Below are 17,340 nucleotides of genomic sequence, written 5' to 3'. Positions count from 1 at the left end.
TAATCGGCCAATGGCCTTCCAGGACCACTTCTCCAGCCACGCCGCCGACTACGCCGCCGCCCGGCCGACCTATCCGCGCGGACTGTTCGAATGGCTGTCGGAAACCTGCCAGCACCACGAGCTGGCCTGGGACGTGGGCTGCGGCAACGGCCAGGTCAGCCTGGCGCTGGCGCACCATTTCCGCCGTGTGCACGCCAGCGACGCCAGCGCCGAGCAGATCGCCCAGGCGCCGCAGGACCCGCGCATCACCTGGCGGGTCGAGCCGGCCGAAACCAGCAGCCTGCACAACCACAGCGTCGACCTGGTCACCGTGGGCCAGGCCTACCACTGGTTCAACCACGCGCGCTTCTGCGCCGAGGCCACGCGGGTGCTGCGCCCGGGTGGCGTTGTCGCGGTCTGGTGTTACGGCCTCTCGCACGTGGACCCTGCCGTGGACGCGGTATTCCACACCCTCTACGAAGACCGCCTGGGTGCGTACTGGCCGCCCGAGCGCCGGCACGTGGAGAACGGCTACCGGGCGCTGCCGTTTCCGTTCGAGGTGATTTCTGACGTGCCGCGATTCGCGATGCGCATGGACTGGACGCTGGATCAGTACCTGGCCTATCTGCGCAGCTGGTCGGCAAGCCAGCGGTTCCTGCGCGAAACCGGTCGCGACCCCGTGAGCGAACTGGCCGGTGATTTCGCCGTCGCCTGGGGCGAACCGGCGCGGACCCGCCCGGTATCCTGGCCCTTGTCACTGCGCGCCGGCCGCACCGCGGAAGAATGAGCGGCCACGCGTGATCCACCGCATCCTGCCTTCATTGCCCTCTCACCGGAGTACGCACCGAATGATCCGACACCCCCTGCTCACCGGGGCGCTGATGTTTGCGCTGGCCGGCGCCACGCCCATTTCCTTCGCCATGGCCGCCGAGCCCGGCGTCGCCGCGACCTCGAGCCAGGCAAGCACGCGCCTGCACGAACTGTTCGAGACCGACTGGCAGCGCAGCCTGGAACGCAATCCGTTGATGGCCAGCTATTTCGGCGACCCGCGCTACAACGACCGCTGGCCGGATGAATCCCCGCCGCCCGCGAACGCGACCAGGCTGACACCCGCGCCTCGCTGGCCACGCTGCTGGCGATCGATCCGAATGCGCTGTCGCCGGAAGACCAGCTCAACCACGCCATCTACAAACGCCAGCTGGAAACCCGCATCGCCGGTTTCGCCTTCCGCAACGACCTGATGCCGGTGGACCAGCGCGGCGGCCCGCACCTGGCCGCGGTGCAGATGGCACCGGCCCTGCGATTCAACACCGCGAAGGACTACGCCGACTGGATCGCCCGCCTGCGCAGCTACGGCAGGCTGATGGACCAGACCATCGCCCAGATGCGCGAAGGCATCGCCACCGGCTGGGTGCCGCCGAAGGCGGTGATGTCGCGGGTGCCGCCGCAGATCGCCGCGCAGCGCGTGGCCAAGGCCGAGGACAGCAGTTTCTACGCGCCCTTCCGCAAGATGGCGCCGTCGCTGTCGGCGGCCGAACAGGCGAAGTTCCAGGCCGAGGGCCGGGCCGCGATCGCCGAGGTCGTGCTGCCGGCGCTGGAACGTTTCGAGACCTTCTTCAATACCGAATACCTGCCGGCCAGCACCGAATCCGTCGCCACCGGCGACCTGCCCGATGGCCGCGCGTATTACGACTACCTGGCGCGTTATTACACCACCACCGACCTCAGCGCCGACCAGATCCACAACATCGGCCTGCAGGAAGTCGCGCGCATCCGCGCCGAAATGGAGAAGCTCAAGGACGAGGTCGGCTTCAAGGGCGACCTGTCGGCATTCTTCACGCACCTGCGCACCGATCCCAAGTTCTTCCACAGCGATCCGCAGGCCCTGTTGGCCGAATACCGCGCGATGAGCCGGCGCATCGACCCGGAACTGGTGAAAGTGTTCGGCAAACTGCCGCGCACGCCCTACGGCATCATTCCGATCCCCGCCGAAACCGCGCCCGACACCACCACGGCCTATTACCAACGCCCGTCGGGCGACGGCCTGCGCGCGGGCTACTACTACGTGAACCTGTACAAGCCGGAATCACGCCCGCGCTGGGAAATGATGGCGTTGTCGCTGCACGAGGCCGTGCCCGGCCACCACCTGCAGATCGCGCTGGCGCAGGAAATGCCGGACCAGCCGATGTTCCGTCGCCAGGGCGGCTTCACCGCCTTCGTCGAGGGCTGGGGCCTGTACGCCGAACGCCTGGGGTACGACATGGGCCTGTACACCGACCCCTACGACCGCATGGGCCAGCTGGCCTACGACATGTGGCGCGCGGTGCGGCTGGTGGTGGACACCGGGCTGCATTCGAAGGGCTGGTCGCGCCAGCAGGCGATCGACTACTTCGCGGCCAACGCGCCGAAGGCCGAACTCGACATCGCCAACGAGATCGACCGCTACATCAGCACGCCGGGCCAGGCGCTGGCCTACAAGATCGGCCAGCTCAAGATCAGCGAGCTGCGGGCGCGCGCTGAATCGATCCTGGGCGACCAGTTCGACCTGCGTGCCTTCCACGACGCGGTGCTGGCCGAAGGGGCGCTGCCGCTGGCGACGCTGGAGGCGCGCATGGATGCCTGGATCGCGACCCAGGCGGAATGCGCAGCGAAGAGTGAAAAGGCCAGCGTCGGTTTACCGGAAACCTCCCGAGAACCGACGCTGACCCCTGCACTTGAACCGGAAGGGCGCCGCAAGGCGCCCTTCTCGTTTACTTCCTGGCGGCGGTCTTCTTGGCCGGGGCCTTCTTCGCGGCGGCCTTCTTGGCCGGTGCTTTCTTCACCGCGGCCTTTTTCGCGACGGCTTTCTTGGCGGTCGCCTTCTTCGCCGCGATCTGCTTCGAGCCCGGCTTGGCGGCCGCGCCCTTGCGCTTGTTGGCGACGTAGACGGCGGCACCCACCGCGGCGAGCGCGGCGGCGGCGACGGCGGCACCCACCGGATGTTTCTTCACGGCCTTCACTGCTGCGGCGCCACCCTTTTCGCGGCGGCCAGGCTGGCACCGGCGCCGACCAGGGCGCTGGCCTTGCTGGTGAGGTCGGACTTGTCCCAGGCCTTCTTGGCGGCCGTGCCGGTGTTGCCGAGTTTGGCGATGGCCTGGGAAACGATCTCTTTCGTCTTGCTCATGGCGGATCTCCGTTGAGGGGACTGGATCGTGTGTCGGGCTTGCTGCCCAAGACTAAACCCAAAGACATGAACGGGGCGCGGAGGCGGCGCCGGCCTCAGGTGCCGCGGGGTTTCGCGCGGTGCGTGGCCGTCGCCGTCCAGGGGTCGTCCGGCCAGGGGTGGCGCGGGTAGCGGCCCTTCATTTCCTTCTTCACTTCCGGGTAGGTGTTGGCCCAGAAGCTGCGCAGGTCCTGGGTCACCTGCAGCGGTTTGCCGCCGGGAGAGAGCAGGTGCAGGGTCAGCGGCACGCGCCCGTCGGCGACGCGTGGGGTGTCGGCCAGGCCGAACAGCTCCTGCAGCTTCACCGCCAGCACCGGCGCGCTGCCGTGCGCGTATTCGATGCCGCGTTCCATGCCCGAAGGCACGGTGATGCGGCGCGGCGCCAGGCTGTCGAGCTTCTGCCGCAGCGACCAGTCCAGGCCGGACTTGAGTGCCTCGCCGAGCTCGTCCTCGCCCAGCGCGTCCAGCCGGGCCTTGCCGGCGAAGGCGGGGCGCAGCCAGTGCTCGCGCGTCGCCAGCAGGGCGTCGTCGGACAGGTCCGGCAGGCCCAGTTCGGGCATCCAGTCGCGCAGGCAGCGTACGCGTTCGCGCCACTGTCGCAGACCGTCGGTCCAGGGCAGCGCGTCCAGGCCGAGTTCGCCGACGGCCTCGGTGAGTGCCTGCGCGGCCAGCATGGGGTCGGGCCGGCCCGCGGGTTTGCTTTCCAGCGTGATCCGGTCGAAACGTCGCTCGCGTCGCGCCACCAGCGCCCGCGCGCTGCTGTCCCAGCGCACGACGTCGCCTTCGAAAAACGCTGCGGGAAGTCACGTTGCAGGCGCTGTTCGTCCGCCGGCGCGGCGCGCAGCACCAGCGAATCCTTGGCTTCGAAACGCAGCTCGCTGGCGACGATCCAGGGTTCGCCGAACACCGCGCTGTCGTCAAAGATGCGCGCCATGCGGCCGTTGGCCAGCTGGTAGCGGCGTGGTTCGGACGGGTGCTGGCGGGCGATGCGGTCCGGGAAGGCGTGCGCCAGCAGGTCGCCGAGCAGATGGGCTGGCGCGTCGGCGGGCGGTGCGGCATCGCAGCGCAGGCGGCGGCGCCACTGTTTCGCCGCGGCGTCGATGGCGGCGAGCGCGCCGCGGTTGGCATGGCCGGGAGCGCGACCGTTCCTGAAGGCCGCCAGTGCCTGCCAGCGCATCGCCAGGCCGTCGCTGCGTTCGCGCAGCGGGTCGCGCGCTTCCACCAGCGCGGCAAGGTCGCAGGCCAGGGCACGTTCTTTCGGATCGCGCGGCGCCTTCAGCATCGCCGCCAACCGCGGATGTGTGCCCAGCGCCAGCAGTTCACGTCCGAAGGCGGTGATGCGCTGCTCGTCATCCAGTGCGTCGAGCCGCTGCAGCAGTTCGCGGGCGGCGGCCAGCGCGCCGGCCGGTGGCGCATCGACGAAGCGCAGCGTGCTTTCGCCCCAGGCGGCAAGTTCCAGCGCCAGCCCGGCCAGTTCGACCTGGGCGATTTCCGGCGTGCGCATGGCTTCCAGCCGCTGCGACTGCGGCCACAGGCGATAGGCCCAGCCTTCGGCGACACGGCCGGCGCGGCCGGCGCGCTGGTCGGCCGAGGCCTGCGAGATGCTGACGGTGTCGAGCCGGGCGAAGCCGGAGTTCGGGTCGTAGCGGGGTTCGCGCGCCAGGCCGGCGTCGATCACCACGCGCACGCCGGGCAGGGTCACCGAACTTTCCGCGACATTGGTGGCCAGCACGATGCGGCGGCGGCCCTGCGGGTCGGGGGCGAGGGCCGCGGACTGGGCTTCGACGGGCAATTCGCCGTGCAGCGGCAGCAGGACGACTTCGCGGGACCGGGACCCCTCTCCCCGGCCCTCTCCCACAAGGGGAGAGGGAGAAATGCCTGAAAGCCCCTCTCCCACAAGGGGAGAGGAAGAAATGCCCGATAGCCCCTCTCCCACAAGGGGAGAGGGAGAAATGCCGGAAAGCCCCTCTCCCCTTGTGGGAGAGGGGTTGGGGAGAGGGGATGCTTTGTCCGTCACGACCGACTGCAACGCCGCCATCGCCTCGCCGATCTCACGCTGCCCCGACAGGAACACCAGCATGTCGCCGGGATGTTTGGCCAAAGCCTCTTCGACACAGCGGCGCAGCTGCGCGTTCAGCGGCTCGTCGCGGCGCGCGGGGAAGTGCACCGTGGTCACCGGGAAACTGCGGCCGGCGCTGGTCAGGCGCGGCGCATCGAGGAAACGCGCCAGCTTCTCGCCGTCGAGCGTGGCCGACATCACCACGATGCGCAGGTCCTCGCGCAGCTGCGCCTGCACGTCCAGCGCCAGCGCCAGGCCGAGGTCGCCGGCGAGGTGGCGTTCGTGGAATTCGTCGAACACGATCGCCGCCACACCCTCGAGCGTGGGGTCGTCCTGGATCATGCGCGTGAGGATGCCTTCGGTGACGACCTCGACGCGGGTACGCGCCGAGACTTTCGACTCGAAGCGGATGCGGTAGCCGACAGTGTCGCCGGGCTGTTCACCCAGCTGCTTCGCCATGAACCCTGCGGCAGCGCGCGCGGCCACGCGCCGCGGTTCCAGCATCAGGATGCGGCCGTCGCCGCGCCAGGGCGCATCCAGCAGGGCCAGCGGCACCTGGGTGGTCTTGCCGGCGCCGGGCGGGGCCTCAAGCACCAGGCGCGGATGTTCCGCCAGGCTGTCGAGCAGGGCCGGCAGCAGTTCGGCGATCGGGAAATCGGGGCGGGACGGTGTTGTCACCGCGCTAGGCTAGTGAGCGCGGCGCGCCGCGTCGAGCGCCATGCCTCGCCCGGCGACCGCTGCCGGTAGAATCGCCGGCCGGAACGGAGCCTCCCCGCACATGGACCTGATCGACATCGGCGCCAACCTGGGCCACGAAAGTTTCGACCACGACCTCGATGCCGTGCTGGCACGTGCGCGCCTGGCCGGCGTGTCGCAGCTGGTGGTCACCGGCGCCAGCCGGCAGGGCGCTGTGCGTGCGCTGGAACTGGCGCGGGCGCATCCGGGCCAGTTGTTCGCCACCGCCGGCGTGCATCCGCACCATGCGATCGAATACACCGACGAGGCCGATGCCGAAATGCGCGCCCTGCTGGCGTTGCCGGAAGTGGTCGCCGTGGGTGAATGTGGCCTGGACTACCACCGCGACTTCTCGCCGCGGCCGGCACAGCGCCGCGCCTTCGAGCGCCAGCTGCAGCTGGCGGTGGACACCGGCAAACCGCTGTTCCTGCACCAGCGCGACGCGCATGCCGACTTCATGGCAATCATGAAGGACTTCGACGGCCGCATCGGCCCGGCGGTGGTGCACTGTTTCACCGGCACCCGCGAGGAGTGTTTCGAGGCGCTGGATGCTGGTTATTTCATCGGCATCACCGGCTGGCTGTGTGACGAACGCCGCGGCCGGCACCTGCGCGAATTCGTCAAGGACATCCCCGCCGACCGGCTGATGGTGGAAACCGACGCGCCCTACCTGCTGCCGCGCACGGTGCGGCCGATGCCCTCGCACCGCCGCAATGAACCGATGTACCTGGCACACATCGTCGAGGAGCTGGCGCGCGATCGTGGCGAGGACGTGGCGGTCACCGCCGCGGCAACCACGGCGGCGGCACGCGCGTTCTTCCGCCTGCCCGGTTGACCGGGCGCTGCTGCAGCGCGCCTATGAGCGCGCTGGCCCAGCGTTCTCAGCTGCGCAGTCCGACGCCTTTTTCAGCAGCCACAGGCCCAGCGCGGCCAGCGCCACCACGAAACCGATCATCAGCGTATAGGCCATCAGCATGGACACGTCGCTCTGGCCCAGCAGGCCGTAGCGGAAGGCGTTGACCATGTAGAAGATCGGGTTCAGGTGCGTGGCCGCCTCGGCCCAGTCCGGCAGCAGCTTCACCGAATAGAACACGCCGCCCAGGTAGGTCAGCGGGGTCAGGATGAAGGTGGGCACGATGGCGATGTCGTCGAACTTCTTCGCGTACACGGCGTTGACGAAACCGGCCAGCGAGAAGATGGTCGCGCCCAGCAGCACCGTGCTCAGCGTGATCAGCGGGTGCGGGATGCGCACCGGCGTGAAGAACATCGCGATCACCAGCACGATCGCGCCGACCATCAGGCCGCGCAGCACGCCGCCGGCGACGTAGCCGCCCAGGATCACCCAGTTCGGCATCGGGCTGACCAGCAGTTCCTCGACATGGCGGCCGAACTTGGCGCCGAAGAAGGACGAGCTGATGTTGCCGTAGGCGTTCTGGATGATCGCCATCATCACCAGGCCCGGCACGATGAAGTCCATGTAGGTGATGCCGTCCATGGTGCCGATGCGGCTGCCGATCAGGTTGCCGAAGATCAGGAAGTACAGCGTCATCGTGATCGCCGGCGGCACCGGGGTCTGGCCCCAGATGCGCAGGATGCGGTTGACTTCGCGCCGCGCGATCGTCCGGATCGCGACCAGGTTGGGGGAGCTCATCAAACCACCTCCGGCTGGCCGGTGAGCCGCACGAACAGCTCCTCCAGCCGGTTGGACTTGGTGCGCATCGAACGCACGCGGATGCCCGCCTCGCCCAGCGCCGCGAACACGCGATTGAGGTCCATCTCGCGCGGCATCTCCACGTCCAGGGTGTGGTCGTCCTCGGCCATCAGGGTTGCGCCGGGAATGACGGGCAAAACGGCCGGCAGTTCGCCGTCGATGTCGAGCAGGAAGCCCTCGACGTCGAGTTTGGCCAGCAACGCGCGCATCGGGCCCTGTTCGATGATGCGGCCGCGGTCGATGATGGCGAGGTTGCGGCACAGGTTCTCCGCCTCCTCCAGGTAGTGGGTGGTGAGGATGACGGTGGTGCCGGCGGCGTTCACTTCCTTCAGCGTCTTCCACATGCCGCGGCGGATCTCGATGTCCACGCCGGCGGTCGGTTCATCCAGGATCAGCAGGCGCGGCCGGGTCATCATCGCGCGGGCGATCATCAACCGGCGCTTCATGCCGCCCGAGAGCGTGCGCGACATGGTGCGCGCCTTTTCCCACAGCTGCGCCTTCTTCAGTTCCTCTTCGGCACGCTGCTCGGCTTCCGCGCGCGGGATGCCGTAGAAACCGGCGTAGTTCACGCAGATGTCGAAGGGCTGTTCGAACATGTTGAAGTTGATCTCCTGCGGCACCAGCCCGACCTGACGCATGGCCTCGGAACGGTTGGCGTGCAGGTCGATGCCGAACACCTTCACGTCGCCGGAGCTCTTGTTCACCAGCGAACTGACGATGCCGATCAGGGTCGACTTGCCGGCCCCGTTGGGGCCGAGCAGGGCGTAGAAGTCGCCGGGCGCGACCGACAGGGAAATACCCTTGAGGGCCTCGACGCCGGTGGCGTAGGTCTTGCGGAGGTCGGTGACCTCCAGCGCGGGATGGGTCTGCATGGGGCTCCTGGACCACGCCGGCGCTGCGCCGGAGGTCTGCGGGGGCTTATTATAGGCGCCTGGCCGCCCCGGACCCCGGAACCGCGGCGGTACAGTGTTTCCCAATTCCGGAGTTCCCCGCTTGGCCATCGTGCATTTCCCCCTCCGCCTGGTTGGCAGCCGCATGCTCGCGCCGACCGTGCGCCACCTCGCCTTCGCCCGTGACGACGGCTTGCCGCTGGACTTCATCCCGGGGCAGTTCGTGCAGGTGCACTTCACCTATCCCGACGGCACCCCGACCAAACGCAGCTATTCCCTGGCCACCATGCACGACCATGCGCTGGGCCCGGGCGAAACCGTCGAAATCGCGGTCAGCTACGTCGCCGGCGGCGCCGCCACCGCGCTGTTCGAGGCCCTGGACGAAGGCCAGCAGATCCAGGCCAGCGGCCCTTACGGCCGTTTCTGCCTGATGCCGGCCGATGCCAACAAGCGCTACCTGCTGATCGGCACCGGCACCGGCGTCACGCCCTACCGCGCGATGCTGCCGCGCCTGCATGAATTGATGCAGGAGCGTGGCATCGAGGTCGTGCTGCTGTTCGGCTGCCGCACGCCGGCCGAGCTGCTGTACGGCGAGGACTTCACCGCCTTCGCCGAGGGCCATCCAAATTTCCGCTTCGTGCCCTGCTTCAGCCGCGAGCTGCCGGAAAACGCACACCCCGACGTGCGCAAGGGTTATGTGCAGGACGTGCTGGCCGAATTCGCGCCCAATGCCGAAGGCGACATCGCCTACCTGTGCGGCAACCCGAACATGGTCGATGCCTGCTTCGAGGCGCTGAAGACGGCCGGGCTGCCGGTGCCGCACATCCGGCGCGAGAAGTACGTCAGCAGCAAGTAGTCCACGCAGCGGCGGCCGGCCCGGATCGTCCGGCCTGTCACGTTTCGGCCTCCCCATCGTCTGTCATTCTGACGGCCGATCCGGCCCAGACATGGGGATGCCATGAAACCGCTGTTGTTGCCACTAGCCCTCGCGTCCGTGCTGGCCTCCGCGCCCGCCGCCGCGACCACCCTGGGCAGCCTTGAATTCACGCCCTGCGAACTGTCTCAGCCCGGCACGGGCGCCACCACGCGCGCCGAATGCGCAACGCTGGAGGTGCCCGAGGACCCGGGCAAACCCGACGGCCGCAAGCTCTCGCTGAAGGTCGGCCTGGTGGCGGCGCGCGCCGCCGAACCCGAGCCCGACCCGGTGATCTACTTCGCGGGCGGCCCCGGCCAGTCGGCCACGGAGAGTTACGCGCAGATGGCCGGTGCCTTCGCCCGGATGCGCGACAAGCGCCACCTGATCTTCGTGGACCAGCGCGGCACCGGCGGATCGCATCGCCTGGCCTGCGAGTTCCCGGGAGAGATGGCCGAATCCCTGGCCACCGATCCGGCCGTGCAGACGAAGCTGGCGAGCGACTGCCTGGCCTCCTTCGATGCCGATGTGGCGATGTACACGACCACGGTCGCCGCCGGCGACATCGAAGCGCTGCGCCAGGCGATCGGCGCGCCGAAGCTCAACCTCTACGGTGGCTCCTACGGCACCCGCATGGCGCAGGAATATGCGCGCCTGCATCCCGACGCGGTGCGCAGCATCCTGCTCGACGGCGTGGTGCCGCCCGAGCTGGCGCTGGGCAGCGAGCACAGCATCAACCTGGAGACGACGCTGAAGGCCATCCTGGCCCGCTGCGCCGACCAACCTGCCTGCGCCGCGGCCTTCGGCGACCCCTACCGCAGCCTGTACACGCTGCGCGACCAGGCCCGCGCCGCGCCGCTGCCGGTGGCGATGCGCGATCCGCTGGGCAACGGCGCGCGTGAGCTCAAGCTCGACGAGGCGGCGGTGGTCACCATCGCCCGGATGTTGGCCTACAGCCCCGAAACCGCGGCGCTGCTGCCGCTGGTGATCGACGAGGCGATCAAGGGCCGGCCACAGTCGCTGGTGGCGCAGGCGACGCTGATCTATGACTCGCTGACCGGCATGATCAACCACGGCATGCAGCTGTCGGTGATCTGCGCCGAAGACGCCGCACGCCTGGGCAACCGCGACGAGGACGAGGACCTGATCCTCGGCAACGCGCTGGTGGGCGTCACCATCAACCAGTGCGCGGTATGGCCGAAAGGCCCGGTGTCGAAGGACTTCAACCAGCCGCTGAAGACCGATGTGCCGGTGCTGCTGCTCTCGGGCGAGTTCGATCCGGTGACGCCGCCGCGTTACGGCGACCAGGTACTGGCGTCGCTGACGAACGCGCGCCACCTGGTCGGCAAGGGCCAGGGCCACATCCTGCTGCCGCGCGGCTGCATGCCGCGGCTGGCGGCGGAGTTCGTGGACAAGCTCGACCCCAAGGGGCTGGATGCGTCCTGCCTGGACGTGCTGGACGCGTCGCCCTTCTTCATCAACTACAACGGAGCCGAGCCATGATCGAGGTTCGCGACCTGCACAAGGCCTTCGGCACCGTGAAGGCGGTCGATGGCGTCAGCTTCACCGCCAACGACGGCCAGATCACCGGCCTGCTCGGCCCCAACGGCGCCGGCAAGACCACGTCGCTGCGCATGCTCTACACCCTGATGAAACCCGACCGCGGCCAGGTGCTGGTGGACGGCATCGACGCCACCGTCGATCCCACCGGCGTGCGCCGGCGCCTGGGCGTGCTGCCGGACTCGCGCGGCCTGTACAAGCGGCTGAGCAGCCGCGAGAACATCCGCTACTTCGGTCGGCTGCACGGGCTGGACGACGCGCTGATCGCGCAGCGCACCGAGGCGCTGGCCAAGGCACTGGAGATGGGCGACATCATCGACCGCCGCACCGAGGGTTTCTCGCAGGGCCAGCGGGTGAAGACCGCGATCGCCCGCGCCCTGGTGCACGACCCGCGCAACGTCATCCTGGACGAGCCGACCAATGGCCTGGACGTGATGGCCACGCGCGCCATGCGGCGTTTCCTGCTGCAGCTCAAGGCCGAAGGCCGCTGCGTGCTGTTCTCCAGCCACATCATGCAGGAGGTGGCCGCGCTGTGTGACCGCATCGTCATCATCGCCCACGGCAAGGTGGTCGCCGAAGGCACCGCCGATGAATTGCGGGCGATGACCGGCGAAAGCAATCTCGAGGACGCCTTCGTCAAGGCGATCGGCACCGAAGAAGGACTGATGGCATGAACGCGGCCTGGACTGTTTTCCTCAAGGAAGTCACCGAGAACCTGCGTGACCGCAAGACCGTCGTCAACGCGCTGGTGATGGGGCCGCTGCTGGGCCCGATCTTCTTCGCGATCATGATGGGCTTCATCATCACCAAGCAGCTCGACAGCGCCGAGAAGCCGCTGGAGCTGCCGGTGGTCGGCGCCGAACACGCGCCCAACCTGGTCGCCTGGCTGGAACGCCAGAGCGTGGTGGTGAAGCCGGCCCCGGCGGACGTCGACGCGGCGATCCGCGGCCGCGACGCCCGCGCGGTGCTGGTCATTCCCGCCGACTACCCCGAGCACTGGCGCAAGGGCGAGACCGCGCAGGTGGTGCTGCAGTTCGACAGCTCCGACCAGGACGGCCGGGCGCCGGTGGCGCGCATCACCGGCCTGCTCGAAGGTTACGCCCGTACCCAGGCGGCGCTGCGGGTCGCGGCGCGCGGCCTGCATCCGGCGGTGGTTTCGCCGGTGGTGGTCGCCTCCGCGACGTGGCCAGCACCCAGCAGCGCGCCGGCCAGCTGCTGAGCTTCCTGCCCTACCTGCTGGTGCTGGGCGCCTTCCTGGGCGGCATGTACCTGGCGATCGACACCACCGCCGGCGAACGCGAGCGGCAGTCGCTGGAGCCGCTGCTGGCCAACCCGGCCACGCGTGCGCAGATCGTGCTGGGCAAGCTGGGCGCGACCTTCGGCTTCGCGATGGTGAGCATGATGCTGAGCCTGGTCGCGTTCGCGATCGCGTTCCAGTACATCCCGCTCGACCGGCTGGGCATGAAGATCGAGTTCGGCAGCGGACTGATCCTGCGTTCGGGCCTGCTGATGGTGCCGCTGGTGATGGTGTTCGCGGCGCTGCAGACGATCGTGGCGGCCTACGCCAAGTCCTACCGCGAGGCGCAGACCTACCTGTCGCTGCTGATGCTGCTGCCGATGCTGCCGTCGGTGATCCTGATGATCAATCCGATGAAGGCCGAGATGTGGATGGCGGCGGTGCCGCTGCTGTCGCAGAACGTGCTGATCATGGAGCTGGCGCGTGGCGAAGTGGTGGAACTGCTGCGGTTCGCGCTGAGCTTCGGCGCCAGCCTGGTGCTGGCGGCAGCACTGGTGTGGGTGGCGGTGCGCATCTACCACCGCGAGCAGCTGGCGGTGTCGGCCTGACACCGGCAAGGCCCGGCCCGTTGCGGGCCGGGTCGTGGGAACAAAAAAAGGCCCGGCATTGCCGGGCCTTTTTTTGCGCGTCGTTTTTCCGCTTACGGGCGGAAGGTGAAGGTGCGCGTGACGGTCGCGGGGCCGTCCATGGGTTCGAACTGCCAGCCACGGACGGTGCTGACGACGCCACGCTCGAACTGGCCGCGCGGCTGGGCGCGGACCACGCGCACGTCGGTGACGCTGCCGTCGGCGGCGACGCTGATCTCGACGGTCACTTCGCCGGTGATGCCGGCGCGGATGGCATCGCGCGGGTAGGCCGGCTGCGGCGTGCGCACGCCGACCGGGGTGCTGGCGCGGGCGACCGGCGGCGGCGTGGCGGCCGGCGGCGGGGTCACGGGCTGCGGCGGCGGCGCCACCGGTTCCGGCGCGGGTGCCGGCGTCGGGGCGGGCGTCGGCGTGGTCGGCGCCGCTGCGGCCGCGGCGGCCGCAGCGGCGGCTTCGGCGGCAGCGCGCTGGGCGGCGGCTTCGGCTTCACGTGCCCGCTGCTCTTCGCGCGCGAGTTCCTGCGCGGCGCGGTCGGCGACGCCGGCCTGGCCCTTGGCGATGGAGTCGGTGATGCGCGGCAGGGCCGGCGCCTGGGCGTCGGTCTTCTCGATCAGGGCGCGCAGGCGTTCGGCTTCGGTGAAGTCCTCGCGGCCGATGGCCTGTTCGGCGGCGATGATGGCGTAGGGCATCAGGTCGATCAGGGCGCTTTCGGCCGAGGCGTCCGGCTTGTCGCTCTTCGCGCGCAGGGCCAGGTAGTACTCCATGGCGTTGTCGCCGGCCGGGGCGTACAGGCGCTGTTCGCGCAGGGCCTGGCTGCCGCGGCTGCGCAGTTCCTCGGGGCTCAGGGCGGCAACGGCCGCCTGGGCGGCCTGGGCGGCCTCCTGCGCAGCGATCTCCTCGGCGGTGGGCCCGGCGGGCTGGGCGGGCGCGGCGGCCTGCTCAGCGTCGGGCGCGGCCGGCTCGTCCTTGGAGCAGGCGGCCAGCGTCAGGCCCAAGGCCAAGGCGATGCCCCAGCGCAGGGCGCTGGAGGACGAGGAGATCGGAGCGGTCATGGCTTTCCCCTGAAACAGATGAACGAAACATGACCTTCAGCACATAAGACTTTGGCCGGTTTGTCAAGGCGGCAACGTTCCCGAGCGCGACGTGGCGCACAGATTTGCCCGTTTTCAAGGCCCCGGCCGCTACTTGCCGATGCAGAAGTCGCTGAATATGCGCCCCAACAGCGCATCGGCGTCCACCCGCCCGGTGATTTCGCCCAGCGCCTCCCTGGGCCTGGCGCAGTTCCTCGGCCGCCAGTTCACCGGCACCGTGGTGCAGCTGGGTGGCGGCACGTTCGAGCCAGCCGGCGGCGCGATCCAGCGCCTCCAGGTGGCGGGCCCGGGCACTGAACGCGCCCTCGGCACCCTCGCCCTGGCCCGCGGCGTCGTGCAACGCACGCTGCAGCGCGTCCAGACCCTCGCCGGTCTGTGCGGACAGCCACAGGTGCCGGCCATCGACCCGGGTTTCCGCGGCTGCGGCGTGGCCGCTGAGGTCGCACTTGTTGTGCAGCCAAAGCACCGGCCGGCCGGGCGGCAGGGCCAGCGGCGCGCCGGCTCCGGCGCTGTCGTCGAGCACGGCCAGCACCAGGTCGGCGCGTTCGAGTTCGGCGCGGGCGCGGCGGATGCCTTCCTGCTCCACCCGTTCGGGCGTTTCGCGCAGGCCGGCGGTGTCCACCAGCGTGAGTTCGATGCCGTCCACGACGATGCGTTCGCGCAGCAGGTCGCGGGTGGTGCCGGCGATCTCGGTGACGATGGCGCGCTCTTCGCCCGCCAGCGCATTGAGCAGGGATGACTTGCCGGCGTTTGGTGCGCCGGCGATCACCACGTGCAGGCCGTCCACCAGGCGTTTGCCACGCTCGGCGGCGGCGCGCAGCGCGGCCAGGTCGGCGGCGACGGCCTGCAGGCGCTGCTGCAGTTCCGGGGCGGCCAGGAAATCGACCTCCTCGTCCGGGAAATCGAGCGCGGCCTCGATCCACACGCGCAGGCCGGTGAGCCCTTCGACCACCTGCTCCACCTTTTTCGAGAATTCACCCTCCAGCGAACGCCGCGCCGCACGCGCCGCCGCCTCGCTGCCGGCGGCGACGAGGTCGGCCACGGCCTCGGCCTGGGCCAGGTCCAGGCGTCCTTCCATAATGCGCGCTCGGTGAATTCGCCGGGCCGGGCGCCGCGGGCGCCGAGCTCGAGGCAACGGCGCAGCAGTCGCGCCAGCAGCACCGGGCTGCCGTGGCCCTGCAGTTCGAGCACGTCTTCGCCGGTGTAGGAATGGGGCGCCGGGAAATGGATCAGCAGGCCGTCGTCTATCAGCTCGCCGTCGCCGTCGCGGAAGCGGGCGTAATGCGCGTGCCGCGGCAGGGCCGGGCGGCCGAGCAGGGTGGCGGCGATGATCCGGCACCCCGGTCCGCTCAGGCGCACAATGCCGACGCCAGCGGCTCCCGCGGCTGTGGCGATGGCGGCGATGGTGTCGCGTGGCGTCATGGCGGAATGGTGGCAGAAAAATCTTTGCCGCGGATTACGCGGACAAGCGCGAATGAAAGTGGAAGCGCTGGAACGCAAAGGGGGAGCGGTTTCCCGCTCCCCCTTGTGTTGCTTTAGGTTCTATCCGCGTTATCCGCGGCCAAAGGCTATTTATTTCGCCGGCACCGGCGCCGCCGGCTTGTCGCCATGGCGCTTGGTGATCACGTACTGCTGCGCCAGGCCCAGGATGCCGTTGGTGCACCAGTACAGCACCAGGCCGGACGGGAAGAAGGCCATCATCACGCCGAACACCAGCGGCATGAAGGTCATGATCTTCTTCTGCATCGGGTCCATGCCCGGCGTCGGCGTCATCTTCTGGGTCAGGTACATCACCGCCAGGTTGATCGCCGGCAGGATGAAATACGGGTCCGGCGCGGTCAGGTTCTGGATCCAGCCCAGCCACGGCGCCTGGCGCATCTCGACGCTCTCGAGCAGCATCCAGTACAGCGCGATGAAGATCGGAATCGTGATCAGGATCGGCAGGCAGCCGGCGGCCGGGTTCACCTTCTCCTTCTTGTACAGCTCCATCATCGCCATCTGGAACTTCTGCTTGTCGTCGCCGTAACGTTCCTTCAGCGACTCGATGCGCGGCTGGATCGCACGCATCTTGGCGAAGCTCTGGTACTGCTTGGCCGACAGCGGGTAGAGCAGCAGCTTGATGATCAGCACCGTCAGGATGATCGCCCAGCCCCAGTTGCCGGTCAGGTCGTGCAGCGGCTCGAGCACGTAGTCGAACATCGGCTGCGCGAGGAAGGTGAAGATGCCGTAGTCCAGCGTCAGCGTCAGGCCGGGCGCGATCGCCGCCAGTTTCTCCTGCAGCTTCGGGCCGACCCACAGCGTGGACTCGCGGGTGGCGCTCATGCCGGGCGCGACCTCGACCGGCGCGCTCAGGCCGCGCACCAGGGTAACGGTTGGACTCGGGCAGCGGCGCCATCTCGAAACGCTGCGCCTCGTTCTTGTTCGGCACCCAGGCCAGCACGAAATGGTGCTGCAGCATGGCGGTCCAGCCGCCGGTGACGTCGCGGGTGAGCTTGCCGTCCTCGAACAGGTCGGGGATCGCGATCTTCTCGAACTTCTCGGCCGGGCTGTACCAGGCCGCGCCGACGAAGCTGTAGGCCTCGGGGTTGGTCAGGCCGGACGTGGTCGAGGTCGCCGGCGGCACCGCGCGCTGCAGCTGCTCGTAGGCGGCGGCGCGCCAGGGCTGGCTGCCGTCGTTGCGGATCTCGTAGCGTTGGGTGATGGCGTAGGAACCGCGCTCTAGCACCAGCACCTTGCGCACGGTCACGCCACTGGCGGCATCGGTCCAGACCAGCGGCACTTCCAGCTGCTGCGCGCCGTCGGCGAGCCGGTAGTCGCTGCGACCGTCCTCGGTGCGGAAAACCGCTTCATGGTTGGGTGCGCTGCTGCCGGCGGTGGCCAGCAGGCCCGACTGCGCCACCGAGAATTTCGACGGCGTGGTGTCGAGCAGGCGCACCTTCAGGTCGGGCTGATCCTTGTCGACCGGGTAATACAGCAGGTCGGCGCCGACCAGGTTGCCGCCGCGCGGATCCACCTGCAGGCGCAGCGCGTCGGTGGTGATGGTGATCGGGGCGGCCGAAGCCGGCGTCGCGTCCGCGGCGACCGGGGGCGCCGACACCGGCGCGTCCGGAATGGCGCCGGCCGACGGCAGGGCCGCGGCGGAAGGTGTTTCGCCGGCCGCGGGGATCGCCGCCGAGGCCGGGGCTTCGACAACGGCGGGTGCGGGCGCGACCGGACCCTTGTTCCATTCCATAACAGCAGGAAGGCGACGGCAAGCCAGGCGATGAGCAGGAAAGAACGGGTCTGGTTCATGGGCAGGCGGCGGGCGCCGGCGGCAGGG

11 protein-coding genes and 5 pseudogenes are annotated in these 17,340 nt (G+C 69.2%); 9 read left to right on the top strand and 7 right to left on the bottom strand.

What is annotated here, in order from left to right; genetic code table 11:
* The first annotated feature begins 10 nt into the window (after window positions 1-10).
* From FRZ33_RS03610 to FRZ33_RS03605, 3 genes are all read left to right on the top strand, one after another.
* Window positions 11-766: a class I SAM-dependent methyltransferase gene (locus FRZ33_RS03610; protein WP_146907691.1), complete on the top strand. Its 756-nt coding sequence runs from the start codon at window positions 11-13 to the stop codon at window positions 764-766.
* Window positions 767-827: 61 nt separating this feature from the next.
* The gene (locus FRZ33_RS15885) at window positions 828-1,220 is read left to right on the top strand and encodes a hypothetical protein (RefSeq protein WP_227978075.1); all 393 of its coding nucleotides are present in this window, start codon (window positions 828-830) and stop codon (window positions 1,218-1,220) included.
* The gene (locus FRZ33_RS03605; RefSeq protein ID WP_227978257.1) at window positions 1,109-3,313 is read left to right on the top strand and encodes a DUF885 domain-containing protein; all 2,205 of its coding nucleotides are present in this window, start codon (window positions 1,109-1,111) and stop codon (window positions 3,311-3,313) included. Before FRZ33_RS15885 ends, FRZ33_RS03605 begins: the two co-directional genes overlap by 112 nt.
* On the opposite strand, the pseudogene hrpB reads toward FRZ33_RS03605, so the two are convergent.
* Both hrpB and FRZ33_RS17210 read right to left on the bottom strand, forming a co-directional pair.
* Window positions 3,238-4,994, bottom strand: a pseudogene (hrpB, locus tag FRZ33_RS03595) (ATP-dependent helicase HrpB); the annotation flags it as partial. The gene FRZ33_RS03605 and the pseudogene hrpB sit on opposite strands and share 76 nt — an antisense overlap.
* Window positions 4,995-5,198: 204 nt before the next feature.
* Window positions 5,199-5,918 (bottom strand): annotated as a pseudogene (locus FRZ33_RS17210) (DEAD/DEAH box helicase); the annotation flags it as partial.
* A 100-nt stretch (window positions 5,919-6,018) separates the two neighbouring features.
* Here FRZ33_RS17210 and FRZ33_RS03590 point away from each other — a divergent pair.
* Window positions 6,019-6,810, top strand: a complete 792-nt coding sequence (locus FRZ33_RS03590; protein ID WP_146907689.1) for a TatD family hydrolase — start codon at window positions 6,019-6,021, stop codon at window positions 6,808-6,810.
* Between the two features lie 46 nt (window positions 6,811-6,856).
* Here the strand turns inward: FRZ33_RS03590 and FRZ33_RS03585 are convergent.
* Together FRZ33_RS03585 and FRZ33_RS03580 are read right to left on the bottom strand one after the other, a co-directional pair.
* Window positions 6,857-7,626, bottom strand: a pseudogene (locus FRZ33_RS03585) (ABC transporter permease).
* Window positions 7,626-8,558 carry an ABC transporter ATP-binding protein gene (locus FRZ33_RS03580; RefSeq protein WP_146907686.1) on the bottom strand — a complete coding sequence of 311 codons (933 nt, stop codon included), beginning with the start codon at window positions 8,556-8,558 and terminating at the stop codon, window positions 7,626-7,628. The pseudogene FRZ33_RS03585 and the gene FRZ33_RS03580 overlap by 1 nt, the downstream one beginning before the upstream one ends.
* Before the next feature lie 94 nt (window positions 8,559-8,652).
* Between FRZ33_RS03580 and FRZ33_RS03575 the strand changes: the two genes are divergently transcribed.
* The 5 genes from FRZ33_RS03575 (at window position 8,653) to FRZ33_RS15875 (ending at window position 12,894) form a co-directional block, all read left to right on the top strand.
* Window positions 8,653-9,432, top strand: coding sequence for an FAD-binding oxidoreductase (locus FRZ33_RS03575; RefSeq protein WP_265468712.1), 780 nt, complete (start codon window positions 8,653-8,655; stop codon window positions 9,430-9,432).
* Between the two features lie 102 nt (window positions 9,433-9,534).
* A complete protein-coding gene (locus tag FRZ33_RS03570; RefSeq protein WP_146907684.1) occupies window positions 9,535-10,992 on the top strand; it encodes an alpha/beta fold hydrolase in 1,458 nt (485 codons plus the stop codon).
* The gene (locus FRZ33_RS03565; RefSeq protein ID WP_146907682.1) at window positions 10,989-11,723 is read left to right on the top strand and encodes an ABC transporter ATP-binding protein; all 735 of its coding nucleotides are present in this window, start codon (window positions 10,989-10,991) and stop codon (window positions 11,721-11,723) included. Before FRZ33_RS03570 ends, FRZ33_RS03565 begins: the two co-directional genes overlap by 4 nt.
* The gene (locus FRZ33_RS15880) at window positions 11,720-12,268 is read left to right on the top strand and encodes an ABC transporter permease (protein WP_227978071.1); all 549 of its coding nucleotides are present in this window, start codon (window positions 11,720-11,722) and stop codon (window positions 12,266-12,268) included. Before FRZ33_RS03565 ends, FRZ33_RS15880 begins: the two co-directional genes overlap by 4 nt.
* Entirely contained in the window at window positions 12,232-12,894 is a 663-nt protein-coding gene (locus FRZ33_RS15875) for an ABC transporter permease (RefSeq protein WP_227978069.1), read from the top strand. Before FRZ33_RS15880 ends, FRZ33_RS15875 begins: the two co-directional genes overlap by 37 nt.
* A 92-nt stretch (window positions 12,895-12,986) precedes the next feature.
* On the opposite strand, the gene FRZ33_RS03555 is transcribed toward FRZ33_RS15875, so the two are convergent.
* From FRZ33_RS03555 to yidC, 3 genes and pseudogenes are all read right to left on the bottom strand, one after another.
* Window positions 12,987-13,982, bottom strand: a complete 996-nt coding sequence (locus FRZ33_RS03555; protein ID WP_146907679.1) for an energy transducer TonB — start codon at window positions 13,980-13,982, stop codon at window positions 12,987-12,989.
* 129 nt (window positions 13,983-14,111) lie between these two features.
* A pseudogene (mnmE, locus tag FRZ33_RS03550) lies at window positions 14,112-15,443 on the bottom strand (tRNA uridine-5-carboxymethylaminomethyl(34) synthesis GTPase MnmE).
* A 150-nt stretch (window positions 15,444-15,593) separates the two neighbouring features.
* Window positions 15,594-17,312, bottom strand: a pseudogene (gene yidC / locus FRZ33_RS17205) (membrane protein insertase YidC).
* Between the last annotated feature and the right edge of the window lie 28 nt (window positions 17,313-17,340).

Origin of the sequence: Arenimonas daejeonensis, assembly GCF_007993735.1 — a bacterium.
Classification (GTDB): Bacteria; Pseudomonadota; Gammaproteobacteria; order Xanthomonadales; family Xanthomonadaceae; genus Arenimonas; species Arenimonas daejeonensis.
This window is presented reverse-complemented; position numbering and strand designations above follow the sequence as displayed.

What these genes read in the sequence shown, in the direction of transcription:
- FRZ33_RS03610 (WP_146907691.1), top strand. Translation starts at nt 11, where the DNA reads ATGGCCTTCCAGGACCACTTCTCCAGCCACGCCGCCGACTACGCCGCC.
- FRZ33_RS15885 (WP_227978075.1), top strand. Translation starts at nt 828, where the DNA reads ATGATCCGACACCCCCTGCTCACCGGGGCGCTGATGTTTGCGCTGGCC.
- FRZ33_RS03590 (WP_146907689.1), top strand. Translation starts at nt 6,019, where the DNA reads ATGGACCTGATCGACATCGGCGCCAACCTGGGCCACGAAAGTTTCGAC.
- FRZ33_RS03580 (WP_146907686.1), bottom strand. Translation starts at nt 8,558, where the DNA reads ATGCAGACCCATCCCGCGCTGGAGGTCACCGACCTCCGCAAGACCTAC.
- FRZ33_RS03570 (WP_146907684.1), top strand. Translation starts at nt 9,535, where the DNA reads ATGAAACCGCTGTTGTTGCCACTAGCCCTCGCGTCCGTGCTGGCCTCC.
- FRZ33_RS03565 (WP_146907682.1), top strand. Translation starts at nt 10,989, where the DNA reads ATGATCGAGGTTCGCGACCTGCACAAGGCCTTCGGCACCGTGAAGGCG.
- FRZ33_RS15880 (WP_227978071.1), top strand. Translation starts at nt 11,720, where the DNA reads ATGAACGCGGCCTGGACTGTTTTCCTCAAGGAAGTCACCGAGAACCTG.
- FRZ33_RS03555 (WP_146907679.1), bottom strand. Translation starts at nt 13,982, where the DNA reads ATGACCGCTCCGATCTCCTCGTCCTCCAGCGCCCTGCGCTGGGGCATC.